Source organism: Novosphingobium sp. DS6-6, assembly GCF_057784975.1.
Window position 1 is genome coordinate 69,425 of the sequence record NZ_JBYNTS010000008.1, and the last position, 14,294, is coordinate 83,718.

Consider the following 14,294-nt stretch of genomic DNA (forward strand, 5'->3'; position numbering starts at 1 on the left):
CGCAATGACCCAACCGGCACTGCTTACGTCCGCGTCGCGGCCAGTTCGTCCCGGATCTGCCGTTTCAGCACTTTCCCGCTGGCGTTGCGAGGCAGGTGATCGGCATAGCTGAATTCCCGGGGGATCTTGTACCCCGCCAGCATGGCGCGGCAGGCCTCTACCAGCGTGTCGCTCGCGGGCAGTTCGCCCGCTTGCGCGGGAACGATAACGGCGTGGAGCGCTTCGCCCCATTGCGGATCGGGGCGCCCGACGACGGCCGCCTCGCGTACGCCGGGTATCGCCGCCAGCACGTTTTCGATCTCGCGCGGGTAGACGTTGATGCCGCCGGTCACCACCATGTCCTTCAGCCGGTCGACGATGCGGATAAAGCCGTCGGCATCGGCCGCGCCGACATCGCCCACTGTAATCCAGCCGTCGATCACGGCTTCCCCGGTCGCTTCCGGCTGTCTCCAGTAACCGTTGAATGCCGTCGGGCCACGGCAGAACAGCTCCCCGGGCTCGTCGCAATCGGCAAGGCTGCCGTCGCTTCGGCGGATCTCGATGGCCATGTTGGCAAAGGGCAGGCCCACGCTGCCGGGTTTGCGCAGAATACTGTCGGGGCGCAGATTGGTAACGATGCCCGCTTCGGTGGAACCATAGGTTTCGTGCAGCAGCCCCTCGCCGAAGACCGCGACCGTCTGTTCTTTCATCGCCTGCGGCAAAGCCGCGGCATTGGAAATGATCGCCTTGAGCCGGTGCCCCGCGGCCCGGGCAAGATCGGCGGGAGGAAGATCGAACAGGCGGGCAAAATGCGTGGGCACGAGGAACACGCCGCCGATGTCGCCGCCGCCCAGCCTGGCAGCCAGTTCCCCGGCATCGCCGTTCAGCAATTCCGTGGTGCCGCCGAAGAACAGCGGTGCGATGGCAAAGGCAAAACCCGCACCATGGCACAGCGGGGTAATGGCCAGAAAGCGGTCACCCTGGCCGAAACAGCCATATTCGGCCTGCATGGCAAGAGCCGTGAGTGCGCGGGAGCGGTGCGACAGCAGCACCCCCTTGGGCCGGCCCGTGGTGCCCGAGGTATAGGCAAGGCCGAACGGATCGCCTTCGGCCGGGCCGTGCGCGCCGCCAGTCGCCCGGGCCGTGGCCAGCAGTTCCTCGTAATCCGGGCCGAGCCACAGGATCGGGCGGCCATCGGCCACTTCGGCAAGCGGGGCGCAATCAGGATGAAGGATCACCAGCCGCGGGTCGCAATCGGCGATGATCGCTTTCATTTCCGCCGGTGTGAGCCGCGGGTTGAGCGTGGCGGCAATGGCGCCCAGATCGCCCGCGCCGATGACGATTTCGACATAGGCGGGGCAATTGGGGGCAACGAGCGCGACACGATCGCCGGCGCCGATGCCGAACCTGGCCTGGAGAGCATTGGCAACCCGCGCGATACGCTCCACCAGCGTGCCATAGCAGACGATTTGGCCCTCGTGGACCAGAGCCGGCCGGTCCCGTCCGCGCGCGGCGGCGGCGCGGATGCCCCGACCCAGTGTAAGCGGCTGGACGGCGCCCGTCACCCGGTCACGCCCATGCGCGCGGCCATGCGCGGAAAGACGCGCAGGGCATTGCCGCGCATGACGCGGGCGTGGCTTTCGGCGCGCAGGCCGTGCGCCTCGACTTCGGCAACCGCGCGACGCGGATCGATCACCGGCCAATCCGTGCCGAACAGCACCTTTTCGCTGCCGTAGCTGTTCATGTAATGCACCAGCGACGCCGGCAGATGCTTGGGCGCATAGGCATCGATGCCGATGTAGACATGCTCGTGCTTCCACGCCATCGCGATCATCTCGTCCGCCCACGGCGTCCCGACATGAATGCCGATCAGGCGAAGCGTCGGGAAATCGATGGCGACCTGATCCAGCGTGATTGGCCGGGCAACCGAAGGCAGCCTGACATCCTTCTGATAGATCAGGTTCTGCCCCACCTGCATCATGATCGGAACGCCGAGTTCCTCGCATGTGGCATAGATGGGATACCAGCGGGCGGCATCGGGCGGCAGGCGGAACCAGTGCGGATAGCTGTGCGCGCCGACAAAGCCCAGATCGTCGATCGCGTGGCGCAAGTCGGCCAGTTGCGAGATGCCGCGCGTGGGGTCGACCCCGGCCAGCCCGGAAAAGCGGTCGGGATGCGCATCGCACCAGCGCGCCACCTGGGCATAGGGAATTTCGAAACTGCCGCGCATTGCCGGGTCCCCGGCGCGGACCGCGATCAGCAGGCTGTGCTCGATCCCCGCTTCGTCCATGATGCGCAGGTAATCGTCCATGCCCACGCCGCCGCGCATGTGTTCGGGCATGCGGACCTGCGCCATGAACGCCGCGTCGAAACCGGTCTGCCCATCCCGCACTTCGTCGGGCCCGAACAGATTGACGACGATGTCGATCGCGCCCGTCATGCCGGCATGTCGACGCAAGTGGGCAGGGGTCGCCGGTCGATCTGCAACCGCAGCACGTCGGGGCGGGCGTAATGGCCGGTGGTATCGAGCCACAGCTTCACGTCCTTGAGATCGTCGAGGTCGATCCGGGCCACCACGAGCTGCTCCTCTTCCCCGCTTACCGGGCCGGCGAGCAGCGCGGTGAACGGATGGACGATCGCCGTCCAGCCGCCGCCCGCCCACAGCATTTCCTGAGGCCCCATTTCACGCTCGAGGAACGCGAGCAGATCGGCGGTCACCGGGCTCGACGCGGAAACGACGAAGCATTGCCCGGTCAGGGCATGGTTGCGCATCATCGCTTCGATCTGCTGATTGGCGACCTGGTCGAACCCCGCCATCGTCGAAAGCGACGGCCACAGTGCGGCGTGGATCTGCACGCCGTCTTCGATCAGGGCCTGCCGGGCCAGGTTCATCGTATGCTCCCAGCAGGCAAGCGCGCCGATCCGGCCGATCCGGCTGTCGGCCACGATCAGCCCCGATCCGTCACCCTGGCCCCAGACATAGCGTTCGGCATAAGTCGGCTTGAGCTTGCGATGCACGCCCAGCAGCGCGCCGTCCCCATCAATCAGGATGCTGCTGTTGTAACAGGTGCGGCCACCCTTTTCGCGCTCGCTGGCGCCCATCACCACGATCACGCCATGGTCCTTGGCCGCTTCGCGCACAAGCGTGATTTCCGGCCCGTCGATCTCGACCGACTGATCCTGGTAACGGCGGGTCAGCCCGGCCTGCACCAGCGGGGGATAGAGGTTGATCCAATAGGGAAAGCCGGGAAGGAACACTTCGGGAAAGACGATCATGTCCACCCCTTCGCGGCCGGCACGGGCAATCCATTGCGCCGCCTTTTCGGCCGATGCCATGGCGTCCATGAATACGGGGGCGACGTGGGCGGCCGCGACGGCCACGGGATGGGGCACAGGCGTCTCCTTGACAGGCGCTCGAACGGAGCCTCGCCGGCCGTTGTATGACCAGGCCGTGAAAGTGCAAGGGGGGCGTCCCTTGGGGCAAGCACAGCGTTGCGGAATTTGTCTACGCCGCCTTAGCGCCCGATCATGCCGCCCAGGCGCCGGGCAATGATCGCTTCGGCATCGGCCACGATGCGGCTGACCAGTTCGGCCACGGTCGGCACGTCGTGGATCAGGCCCTGCACCAGGCCGGCCGACCAGATGCCGTGTTCGGGATCGCCCGACAGCAGGCCCTCGCGCCCGCGCGCGCCCTTGACCAGGTGGGCGATCGCTTCGAACGGCTTCCCTTCGCGCTCGATCCGCACCGCTTCCAGGGCCACGCTGTTGCGCGCCACGCGGGCGGTGTTGCGATAGCTGCGAAACAAGAGCGTGGTGGCCCGCTCGTCGTTGGCGACGATCGCCTGCTTGATCCCATCGTGGATCGGCGCTTCCTGGGTGGCGCAGAAGCGCGTGCCCATGTTGATCCCTTCGGCGCCCAGTGCCAGGGCGGCGGCCAGCCCGCGACCATCGCCGAACCCGCCGGACGCGATGACCGGTATGGTGATCTTGTCGACCGCGGCGGGGATCAGCACCAGGCCCGGCACGTCATCCTCGCCGGGGTGGCCGGCGCATTCGAAGCCGTCGATCGAAATCGCGTCCACCCCCATCCGCTGCGCCGAAAGCGCATGGCGCACGGCCGTGCATTTGTGGATCACTTTCGCCCCCGCCGCCTTGAACGCGGCAACATGGTCGTCAGGGCGATAGCCGGCGGTTTCCACCACGGTAATCCCGCTTTCGATGATCGCCTGGCGATATTCGGCATAAGGCGGCGGGGCAATGGCCGGCAGGATCGTCAGATTGACGCCGAACGGCTTGTCGGTCATCGTGCGGCAACGCGCGATTTCGCGCGTCAGCGCCTCGGGCGTGGGCTGGGTCAGCGCGGTCAGGAACCCCAGCGCCCCGGCATTGGCCACCGCGGCCACCAGTTCGGCGGTGCCAACCCATTGCATGCCGCCCTGCGCGATCGGGTGTTCGACGCCGAACATCTGCGTAAAGCGGGTCTTGATCATGTTGGCCGGCGATCCTCGTTGTCCCGCGCCGCTGTGCCAGCGCCAAGGCAGGTCTGCAAGGCATTAACCATACTGAATCCTTTGCAGAACGTGGTGTGCATCCGGTTTAGAAGGAATGCCGAGGGTTTCCGCATTGACCGCCGCCGTGGGCGCGATAAGTGGATAGCTGATGGGCGGAAATGAATTGCAACATGACCTGACGCTGCACGGCTTTCTTGCCGCACCGGCGCGGCAATACCCCCGGTCCTGCGCCATTTTCGTACCCGCCGGCGAGGGCCGGGATTTCAACCAGTCGATCACCTATGCCGATCTGGCCGCGCAAAGCGATGCCCTGGCGCGTGCGATCCTGGCCCGCCTGGCCGATAGAGACCGCGTTGCCGAACCGGTGGTGGCGCTGCATCTGCCGCGCACGTCCCCGCTGCTTTATCTTGCGCAACTGGCGGTGCTCAAGGCCGGCGCCGCCTTTACCTGCCTCGATGCCGCTTTTCCCGATGGCCGGATCGCCGACATCCTCGACGATGCCAGGCCCGCGCTGATCCTGGCCGACGACGCGGCAAAAGCACGCCTTGCCCGGCTTGCCGGCGGCCTTTGCCAGGTGGACGATCCCGCTGCCCTGCTCGCGGCCGCGCCGGCAGAGGCGATCGCGCTGCCCAGCGTGGCGCCCGGGTCGCTGGCTTATCTGATCTATACCTCGGGCACGACGGGCAAGCCCAAGGGGGTGATGATCGAACACCGCCAGATCGCCAATCTGGTAGCATCGGATCTTGCCGAATTCAGGCTGGGACCCGGAGATCGCGTCGTCCAGGGCTCTTCGGTTGCCTATGACAGTTCGATCGAGGAAATCTGGCTGGCGCTGGCGGCGGGTGCCACGCTTCTGGTGATGGACGACGCGGCGGCGCGAGCCGGTCCCGATGTCATCGCCTGGCTCGCCAACCATCGGGCCAGCGTGTTCTGCCCGCCGCCGACACTGCTGCGCAGCAGTGCTTGCACCGATCCCGCGCAGGCCTTGCCCGATCTCAGGCTGCTCTACGTCGGCGGCGAAGCGCTGCCGGCCGATATCGCGGCGCTCTGGGCGCAGGGACGGCGAATGGTCAACGGCTATGGCCCTACCGAATGCGCCGTCACCTGCCTGCGCGGCGATATCGTACCCGGTGGGCCGATCGTCATCGGCCGTCCGATCCCGGGCATGCGGGCCTTTGTGCTGGATGACGCGCTTGACGACATGCCCGACGGCCGGCAGGGGGAACTTTACATCGGCGGCGCGGGCGTGGGCCGTGGCTATCGCAACCGCCCCGATCTCACCGCCGAACGCTTCATCGACCATCCGCGCCACGGGCGTCTTTACCGCACGGGTGATCTTGTTCATCGCGACGATCGTGGCAACCTGTTCTACCACGGCCGCATCGATGCCCAGGTCAAGATCCGCGGCTATCGCTTGGAACTCGGCGAAATCGAAGCGCATCTCGCGGCGCTGCCCGGCGTGCGCGCCGCAGGCGCCGCGGTACAGCATCGGGACGGGGTGCCCGAGCTGGTGGCCTATGTCGTGCCCACCGATCCGGCCGTACCCCCGCTCGGCGAAACCCTGCGCAGCGCGCTGCGGCGCAGCTTGCCGCCCTACATGGTTCCCCGGCAGATCGGCCTGATCGCCGCCTTGCCCACGAGCGTAGGGGGCAAGCTCGATCGCAATGCGCTGCCGCTCATGCACTTGGCCGCCCGGCGCGACGATCAGCCGCTGGTCCGCCCCGAAACCGAGCTGGAAACGATGGTGGCCAATGCCGTGGCCGACGTGCTCAGGCGCCCGGGCGGGGTTTCGGTCACTGCCGACTTTTTCGAACAACTGGGTGGCGATTCTCTTGCGGCCGCGATGCTGGTCACGCTGCTGCGCGAGGATCGACGGACCGACTGGGTGACGGTGAGCGACGTGTATGAAGCGCGCACCGTGCGCCAGCTGGCAGCTCGCGCTCCTGAATCGACCGCCTCCAGCGCCGACGCGGCCATGCCGCTGGTGCGCCATGGCGTGGCGCGGCCGTTGCTGGCCAATTTCGTGCAAGTCGCCTGGCTGAGCCTCGCTATCGTGATGACCGGGTGGCTATCCTGGATCGCGGGCGTTCACGTGGCGCCCCGGGTGTTTGCCCAACTGGGCCTGCCCGCGCTGCTGCTGGTGGCGCCACTGATCGCCCTTGCCGGCTTCCTGGTCTACCTGCCGGTTTCGGTGGCGTTCGCGGTGGCCGTCAAGTGGCTGGTCATCGGCCGTTATCGCCCGCTGCGTGCCCCGGTGTGGAGCCCTTACTATCTGCGCCACTGGGTGGTGATGCAGGCGGTGCGGCTGATCCCCTGGCCGATCCTGGCTGGAACGGAACTGAACAATGCGGTGCTGCGCTTGTTGGGCGCGCGGATCGGGCGGCGCGTGCATGTCCACCGCAATGTCGATCTGCGCCGGGGCGGATGGGATCTGCTCGACCTTGGCGATGATGTCACGCTGGGTCAGGGCGCGCACCTGGGCCTCGTCGAACTCGATCGCGGCGATATCGTGGTGGCGCCGATCGCCCTGGCGGCCGGCGCCACGCTGATGGTCCGCGCCGGCGTCGAAGGGCCGGCGCGCATGGGGGTCGGCAGTGTCCTCACGGCATTGTCGGTGCTCAATGCCGGGGGCGAAGTGCCGGCCGGCGAAATCTGGGATGGCGTGCCGGCGCGGCGCCTCGGCCCGGCACCGGCCGTGCCCGCCGTCACGCGCAAGGCCCTGCGGCTCGGCCCCTGGCGGCACGGGGCACTGCTGCTGCTGGCGCACGGCCTGTTCACAACGCTGACGGCGCTGCCGGGCGAACTGCTGTTCCTGGGCCTGTGCGTGGTCGGTGACGTCGACGCCGCGGACATCTGGCACTGGGCCGTGGCGCCCAGCCTGAACGTGCGGGTGCTCGGCGCCGTGCTGGGCGCGACCGTGCTGGCCGTGCCGCTCAACGTGTTCTGGTCGGCCCTGCTGCTGCAGGCGCTGGGGCGGGTGCAGCCTGGCGTGATCGACCGCTGGAGCGTGGGCTACATCCGCGTGTGGATCAAGGCGGGGGCGGTGTTCGCGGCGGGCGAATGGCTGTCGGGCACGTTGATGTTCAGGCACTGGCTGCGTCTGGCGGGCATGAACGTGGGCGAAAAGTGCGAGATCAGCACCATTTTCGACGTCACGCCCGAACTGGTCGCCATCGGGGCGGAGACCTTCTTTGCCGACGGCATCTATCTGGGCGGGCCGGAATTGCGCCAGGGCACGGCGCGCGTGGGGCCGGTTCAGCTGGGGCGCAACACGTTCCTTGGCAACCATGCCGTGATCCCGCCGGGGCAGGTCCTGCCTGACGACATCCTGATCGGCATTGCCACCGTTGCCGATGCCGGCCTGATCGCGCGCGGGCAATCGCGTTTTGGCCATCCCAGTTTCGATCTGCCGCGCCGCCAGGTGGTGGACGCCGATCGCAGCGTCACGCACGACCCATCGCCGATCCGGCTGGTCAACCGCTGGTTCTGGGAACTGGCGCGCTTTGCCCTGCCGGTGGTGCCGCTGCTGCTCGGCGCGCTATGGTTCACCGCGATCGGCACGGCGGCGGCACGCGGCGCGGGGCCGGCGCTCATGGCCTGGATCGTGGTGCCCGGCGCCACGCTGGCGACCACGGTGGCGCTGTGCCTTGTGGTGCTGGGGCTCAAGTGGGGTCTGATCGGGCGGGTCGAGCCCGGCCAGCACGCCTTGTGGTCATGCTGGTGCAGCCGCTGGGATTTCGTCTACGTGGCCTGGGCGCGCTATGCCAGTGTCCTGCTTCAGCAGCTCGAAGGCACGTTCATCCTGATAGCCTACCTGCGGCTGATGGGCCTTAGGATCGGGCGGCGGGCGGTGCTGGGGCCGCTGTTCGCGCAGGTGGTCGATCCCGACATGATCGAGATCGGCGACGGGGCCACGGTCCACGCCAATTTCCAGGCCCACACGTTCGAGGATCGCGTTCTCAAGATTGACAAAGTGCGCATCGGCGCTGGGGCCACGGTTCACGCCGGGACCGTGCCGCTCTATGGCGCGGTGATCGATGCCGGCACCCGCGTTCTGGGCGGCAGCGTCATCATGAAGCACGAGCATCTGCGGCCCGGCCTTGCCTATCAGGGCGTGCCGGTGCGGGTGGCGGGATAGCGGCACGCGCGCGACGGCCGGCTCCGCGCCTCTATGCCGATGGCATACGTTTGCATCCCCGGTGGCGGGGGATAGCGCTTGACGGGGGGCAGGGCGCACCGCAAGGCAAGGAAATGCATCGTTTCCCGCGCGATCGGGCAACAAGACGAGCGTGAGGAGAGAAACCAGCATGGCCCTTGCCCCCGATCCCGTTGCAGGCGCCCGTTCCGGTCGTCCGGCCGAAGATGCTGCCGCAGACTCATATGTCGATGCCCCGCAACTGCAGGTCTTCGTCATCGCACTGTTCTTCATTTTCGGAGGGATCACGTCGCTCAACGATGTGATCATTCCCAAGCTCAAGGAACTGTTCACGCTCAGCTACACCCAGGCCATGCTGGTGCAGTTCTGCTTTTTCACTGCCTATGCCGTGATCGGCATTCCCGGCGCGCGCCTGGTCAAGCGGATCGGCTACATGCGCGGGGCGGTGGTTGGCCTTCTGACCATGATGGCCGGCTGCCTGCTGTTCATCCCCGCCTCGCAAAGCGCGACCTATTCGGTGTTCCTGCTGGCCCTGTTCGTGCTGGCAAGCGGGGTGGTGATGGTGCAGGTCGTGGCCAACCCCTTGATCACCCTGCTCGGCCCGGCGCGGACGGCGTCCAGCCGGTTGACTTTCGCTCAGGCGTTCAATTCGCTGGGCACCACGGTCTTTCCCTGGTTCGGCGCGGCCTTGATTCTGGGCGGCCTTGCCAAGGTTTCGGCCGCCGATCTTTCCGGCCCCGCGCTCGATGCCTATCGCACGGCGGAAAGCGCCGCGATCGTCAATGGCTATATCGGCCTGGCCGTGGCGCTGGTCCTGGTCGCGGCAGTGGTCTGGGTGTTCCGCAACCGCCTGCCCGCCGAAAAGCATGTCGAAAGCGCCAGCCTGGCGGGCCTCGATCTGCTCGGGCGCCCCCGCTTCGGCTTCGGCGCCCTGTGCATTTTCCTTTACGTGGGAGCAGAAGTCTCGATCGGTTCGCTGATCGTCAGTTATCTGCGCCAGGCGCACGTCATGGGTCTGGAAGAAGCGGCCGCCGGCAAGCTCATCAGCGTCTACTGGGGCGGGGCGATGATCGGCCGCTTCATCGGATCGGCCCTGCTGCGCCGGGTTTCGCCGGGCAAGGCCCTGGCATTCAACGCCGTTGCCGCGATCGCATTGATCGTTTTGTCGACGCAGGCCACCGGTGCCCTGTCGGGGTACAGCCTTCTGGCCGTGGGCCTGATGAACTCGATCATGTTCCCCACCATTTTCAGCCTGGCGTGCGAAAAGCTCGGCCCGCGCACGGCCGATGGATCGGGCATCATCAACGTGGCGATCTTCGGCGGGGCGGTGCTGCCGCTGCTGACCGGGCAGGTGGCCGATCTGACCGGCAGCCTGGCGCTCGCTATGGCTATTCCCGCCGTCTGTTACGCCGTCATCGCCGCCTACGGCTGGTACGCGCGCCGCCCGGCCTGACCGCGCTGCCGGTCGGCGGCCTGCATGCCAAAGGGTGCGGCCACGCGGCTGCATCCTCTTTTTTGCACAACCGATGCGACCAAAAAGGCATTTGTGCCGACACGCGCGCTGCGCCATGGTGCGCGCAAAGATCGACCCAACGACAAGCCAACCGCCTTATGCGGGAGCAGGAGCGCCCCTAGATGTCCCAGGCTTTTGCCTTGACCGAAGACCAACTCGCCATTCAGGACATGACCCGCCGGTTCACGGCCGAAGCGATCACTCCCCATGCCGCGCGCTGGGACGAAGAACACATTTTCCCGCGCGATGTCATCCACGCCACGGGGGAACTCGGCCTTGGCGGCATCTATGTGTCGGAAGCGAGCGGCGGTGTCGGGCTGGGGCGGCTGGAAGCGGCTCTGGTTTTCGAAGCGATGTCCTATGGCTGCCCCACCACGGCCGCGTTCCTCTCGATCCACAACATGGCCGCCTGGATGCTCGACAGCTTCGGCTCGGCCGAACTCAAGGCCCAGCATCTGCCGGCCATGCTGGCGATGGACAAGCTCGGCTCATACTGCCTGACCGAGCCGGGATCCGGCTCCGACGCGGCGGCTCTGGCCACCACGGCCCGGCGCGATGGCGATCACTATGTGCTTAATGGAACGAAGCAGTTCATTTCCGGCGGCGGCGTGAACGATATCTACCTGATCATGGTCCGCACCGGAGAAGCGGGGCCGCGCGGCATCACCTGCGTGCTGGTGGAAAAGGGCACGCCCGGCCTTTCGTTCGGCACGCCGGAACGCAAGCTGGGATGGAACGCGTCGCCCACCGCGCAAGTGATGCTCGATAACGTGCGCGTGCCGGTGACCAACCGCATCGGCGCGGAGGGCGAGGGCTTTCGCATCGCCATGGCCGGGCTCGACGGCGGGCGGCTTAACATCGGCGCCTGCTCGCTGGGCGGGGCGCAGCGCTGCCTTGATGAAGCCGTGGCCTATGTGAAGGAGCGGCGACAGTTCGGCCGTGCCATTGCCGAGTTCCAGAACACCCAGTTCGTCCTGGCCGACATGGCCACCGAACTGGAAGCGGCCCGCGCCTTGCTTTACCTGGCTGCGGCCAAAGTCACCGCCGGCGCGCCCGACAAAACCCGGTTTTCGGCCATGGCCAAGCGTTTCGCCACCGATACCGGGTCGGCCGTGGTCGACCGCGCGTTGCAGCTGTTCGGCGGTTACGGCTATCTGCGCGATTATCCCATCGAACGGTTCTGGCGCGACCTGCGCGTGCACCGCATTCTCGAAGGCACCAACGAAGTCATGCGCATGATCGTGGGGCGGGACCTGCTGCAATGACGCCTGAGGTGCCAGTAACGTCTGACGTAATTGTGCGCCGCGAGGGCTGCGCCGGCTTTCTTTCGCTCAACCGGCCGCGCGCGATCCATGCGCTGACCCTGCCGATGGTCAGGGCGATGACCGAGGCATTGCTGGCCTGGCAGGACGACCCGGCGATCACCGCGGTGATCATCGATCATGCCCCGGCGCCCGATGGCGATGCCAAGCTGTCGCGCGGGTTCTGTGCGGGCGGCGACATTGCCCTGTTGCGCGGGTCGGCCCTGGAGGATGGCGGCGCGGCCGGTCGCGATTTCTTTTTTCACGAGTATCGCCTGAATCACCTGCTGTTCACTTACGTGAAGCCGGTGGTGGCGTTCATGGACGGGATCACGATGGGCGGCGGCGTGGGCATTTCCCAGCCGGCGCGCTGGCGCGTGGCCACGGCCAAAACCCGTCTGGCCATGCCCGAAACGGGCATCGGCCTTTTTCCCGACGTTGGCGGCGGCTGGTATCTGTCGCGCCTCAAAGGGCGGCTTGGCCAATATCTGGCGCTTACCGGCGCGCGGCTAGACGGGGCGGAATGCCTGTGGGCAGGGCTGGCCACGCATTATCTGGACGAGGCCGGGCTTGCCGAGGCCAAGGCCCGCATCGTCGGCGGCGAGAGCGTGGGCAGCCTGCTCGATGCGCTGGCGGCAACGCCCGGCCCGGCACCGATCGCTGCCCATGCCGGCGATATCGCCCGCCATTTCGTCTACGACGCGCTGCCCTCGATCCTTGGCTCGCTGGCGCGCGATCCAGGCCCTTTCGCGCGAGAGACTCTGGCGACGCTGGCCACCCGCTGCCCGTTTTCCTGCGCCGTTTCGCTGCGCCAGTTGGCGCAAAGCCTGGCCCTGCCCGATTTTGCCGCCAACATGGCGATGGAATACCGCGTCGGCGGCCGCATGATCCTGCGCCCCGATTTCGCCGAAGGCGTGCGCGCGGTGATCATCGACAAGGACAATGCGCCGCGCTGGAACCCGGATACGCCAGAGGGCATGGCGCCCGACGCGCTCGACGCCATCTTTGCGCCCCTGCCGCAGCATGAGGAATGGACACCGCTATGAGCTATGACACGATCCTGGTCGAAACGCGTGGGGCCGTTACCCTGATCACGCTCAACCGGCCGCAGGCCCTCAATGCGCTGAGCAGCAAAGTGCTGGCCGATCTCGTAGCCGCTTTCAGCGCGTTCGAAGCCGATCCGGCACAGCGCTGCGCGGTACTGACCGGCAGCGGCGACAAGGCCTTTGCCGCGGGCGCCGACATCAAGGAAATGGCGGAAAAGCCCGCGGCCGCATTCTATGCCGAAGACTTTTTTGCCGGCTGGACGAGCAAGCTGGTGAAAGCCACGCGCAAGCCGTGGATTGCCGCCGTCAACGGCTTTGCCCTGGGCGGCGGGTGCGAACTGGCGATGATGGCCGATTTCATCATTGCCAGCGAGAACGCCAGGTTCGGCCAGCCGGAAATCAAGCTGGGCGTGGCGCCGGGCATGGGCGGATCGCAGCGCCTGACCCGTGCCGTGGGCAAGGCCAAGGCCATGGACATGTGCCTGACCGGGCGGATGATGGATGCGGCCGAAGCCGAACGCGGCGGCCTGGTCAGCCGCGTGGTGCCCCATGCCGATCTTCTTGCCGAAGCGCTGAAAGCGGCCGAGGCTATCGCCGCCATGCCGCCGCTGGCCGCGTTGATGAACAAGGAAATGGTCAACCTGGCATTCGAAACCACGCTGGACCAGGGCCTTCTCGCCGAACGCCGGATGTTCCAGGTGCTGACGGCCACGCAGGACAAGGCCGAAGGCATGGCGGCGTTCATCGAAAAGCGCCCCGGCGTCTGGCAGGGCCGCTGACACGCGCGGGGTGCGCTTAGCTTCCCTGTCACTCTGGGCATGACCCGGGGGTGACGAGGTAACGCTATTCGGCTTTGAAATCGATTACGCTATACCTACACGACGCCATTAACGGGAGAGGCTGCCATGGCGGCAATTGCATTCATCGGCCTGGGCAACATGGGCGGCGGCATGGCGGCGAACCTGGCCAGGGCCGGGCATGGCGTGCGTGCGTTCGATCTTTCCCCCACGGCGCTGACTGCGGCGGAAGAAGCCGGCTGCACGCCATGCGCCACCGTGGCCGAAGCGGTCGACGGCGCGCAGGCGGTGGTTACCATGCTGCCCAACGGCGGGATCGTCGCCGAAGTGATCGAGCGGCAGGTGATCGGCACGGCGCCGGCCGATGCCCTGCTGATCGATTGTTCGACTATCGATGTCGCCACTGCGCGGCGCCTGGCCGAGGTTGCCGGCGCCGCCGGGCATGCGATTGTCGACGCGCCGGTTTCAGGCGGCATCGCGGCGGCGCACGGCGGCACGCTGACGTTCATGGTCGGCGGAACGGCCGACGCCTTTGCCGCGGCCCGGCCGATCCTGGCGGCGATGGGCAAGGCGGTGATCCATGCCGGGGATGCCGGCGCGGGGCAGGCGGCCAAGATCTGCAACAACATGCTGCTGGGCGCCACGATGGTGGCCACCTGCGAAACCTTTCGCTTGGCCGAGCGCCTGGGGCTCGATCTGCAGACCTTCTACGACATCGCGTCCAAGGCTTCGGGCCAATCGTGGTCGATGACCAGCTATTGCCCGGTCCCCGGCGTCGGGCCGCAGACGCCGGCCGACAACGACTATCAAGGCGGGTTTGCCACGGCGCTGATGCTCAAGGACCTGCGCCTGGCAATGGGCGCAGCGCAGGAAGCCGGCGCGCCGGTGCCGATGGGGCATCTGGCGGAACGGCTTTACGCCGCCTTTGCCGCCGATGGCCACGCCGACCGGGATTTTTCGGCGATCATTAAGACGCTGTAACCGCTCGCCG

10 protein-coding genes are annotated in these 14,294 nt (G+C 67.0%); 6 read left to right on the forward strand and 4 right to left on the reverse strand.

What is annotated here, in order from left to right; genetic code table 11:
* Positions 1-23: 23 nt before the first annotated feature.
* The 4 genes from AC3EDY_RS11200 to AC3EDY_RS11215 all read right to left on the reverse strand — a co-directional run bounded on the left by AC3EDY_RS11200 (position 24) and on the right by AC3EDY_RS11215 (position 4,469).
* Positions 24-1,544, reverse strand: coding sequence for a class I adenylate-forming enzyme family protein (locus AC3EDY_RS11200; protein ID WP_488572577.1), 1,521 nt, complete (start codon positions 1,542-1,544; stop codon positions 24-26).
* Entirely contained in the window at positions 1,541-2,419 is an 879-nt protein-coding gene (locus tag AC3EDY_RS11205; protein WP_488572578.1) for an amidohydrolase family protein, read from the reverse strand. Before AC3EDY_RS11205 ends, AC3EDY_RS11200 begins: the two co-directional genes overlap by 4 nt.
* Positions 2,416-3,372: a carbon-nitrogen hydrolase family protein gene (locus AC3EDY_RS11210; RefSeq protein ID WP_488572579.1), complete on the reverse strand. Its 957-nt coding sequence runs from the start codon at positions 3,370-3,372 to the stop codon at positions 2,416-2,418. Before AC3EDY_RS11210 ends, AC3EDY_RS11205 begins: the two co-directional genes overlap by 4 nt.
* Positions 3,373-3,494: 122 nt before the next feature.
* Positions 3,495-4,469, reverse strand: a complete 975-nt coding sequence (locus tag AC3EDY_RS11215; RefSeq protein WP_488572580.1) for an NAD(P)H-dependent flavin oxidoreductase — start codon at positions 4,467-4,469, stop codon at positions 3,495-3,497.
* Between the two features lie 169 nt (positions 4,470-4,638).
* On the opposite strand from AC3EDY_RS11215, the gene AC3EDY_RS11220 reads away from it, so the two are divergent.
* The 6 genes from AC3EDY_RS11220 (at position 4,639) to mmsB (ending at position 14,284) form a co-directional block, all read left to right on the forward strand.
* Positions 4,639-8,628: a non-ribosomal peptide synthetase gene (locus AC3EDY_RS11220; protein WP_488572581.1), complete on the forward strand. Its 3,990-nt coding sequence runs from the start codon at positions 4,639-4,641 to the stop codon at positions 8,626-8,628.
* Positions 8,629-8,797: 169 nt separating this feature from the next.
* Positions 8,798-10,099: a sugar MFS transporter gene (locus AC3EDY_RS11225; RefSeq protein ID WP_488572582.1), complete on the forward strand. Its 1,302-nt coding sequence runs from the start codon at positions 8,798-8,800 to the stop codon at positions 10,097-10,099.
* Positions 10,100-10,281: 182 nt separating this feature from the next.
* Positions 10,282-11,424, forward strand: coding sequence for an acyl-CoA dehydrogenase family protein (locus tag AC3EDY_RS11230; RefSeq protein WP_488572583.1), 1,143 nt, complete (start codon positions 10,282-10,284; stop codon positions 11,422-11,424).
* Positions 11,421-12,506: an enoyl-CoA hydratase/isomerase family protein gene (locus AC3EDY_RS11235; protein ID WP_488572584.1), complete on the forward strand. Its 1,086-nt coding sequence runs from the start codon at positions 11,421-11,423 to the stop codon at positions 12,504-12,506. Before AC3EDY_RS11230 ends, AC3EDY_RS11235 begins: the two co-directional genes overlap by 4 nt.
* Entirely contained in the window at positions 12,503-13,285 is a 783-nt protein-coding gene (locus AC3EDY_RS11240) for an enoyl-CoA hydratase-related protein (RefSeq protein ID WP_488572675.1), read from the forward strand. The genes AC3EDY_RS11235 and AC3EDY_RS11240 overlap by 4 nt, the downstream gene beginning before the upstream one ends.
* A 126-nt stretch (positions 13,286-13,411) precedes the next feature.
* Positions 13,412-14,284, forward strand: a complete 873-nt coding sequence (mmsB, locus tag AC3EDY_RS11245; protein ID WP_488572585.1) for a 3-hydroxyisobutyrate dehydrogenase — start codon at positions 13,412-13,414, stop codon at positions 14,282-14,284.
* Positions 14,285-14,294: the final 10 nt, after the last annotated feature.

Bases quoted from the DNA above. Each gene is read 5' to 3' on its own strand.
- AC3EDY_RS11205 (WP_488572578.1), bottom strand. From the start codon at position 2,419: ATGACGGGCGCGATCGACATCGTCGTCAATCTGTTCGGGCCCGACGAA.
- AC3EDY_RS11215 (WP_488572580.1), bottom strand. From the start codon at position 4,469: ATGATCAAGACCCGCTTTACGCAGATGTTCGGCGTCGAACACCCGATC.
- AC3EDY_RS11220 (WP_488572581.1), top strand. From the start codon at position 4,639: ATGGGCGGAAATGAATTGCAACATGACCTGACGCTGCACGGCTTTCTT.
- AC3EDY_RS11225 (WP_488572582.1), top strand. From the start codon at position 8,798: ATGGCCCTTGCCCCCGATCCCGTTGCAGGCGCCCGTTCCGGTCGTCCG.
- AC3EDY_RS11230 (WP_488572583.1), top strand. From the start codon at position 10,282: ATGTCCCAGGCTTTTGCCTTGACCGAAGACCAACTCGCCATTCAGGAC.
- AC3EDY_RS11235 (WP_488572584.1), top strand. From the start codon at position 11,421: ATGACGCCTGAGGTGCCAGTAACGTCTGACGTAATTGTGCGCCGCGAG.
- AC3EDY_RS11240 (WP_488572675.1), top strand. From the start codon at position 12,503: ATGAGCTATGACACGATCCTGGTCGAAACGCGTGGGGCCGTTACCCTG.
- mmsB (WP_488572585.1), top strand. From the start codon at position 13,412: ATGGCGGCAATTGCATTCATCGGCCTGGGCAACATGGGCGGCGGCATG.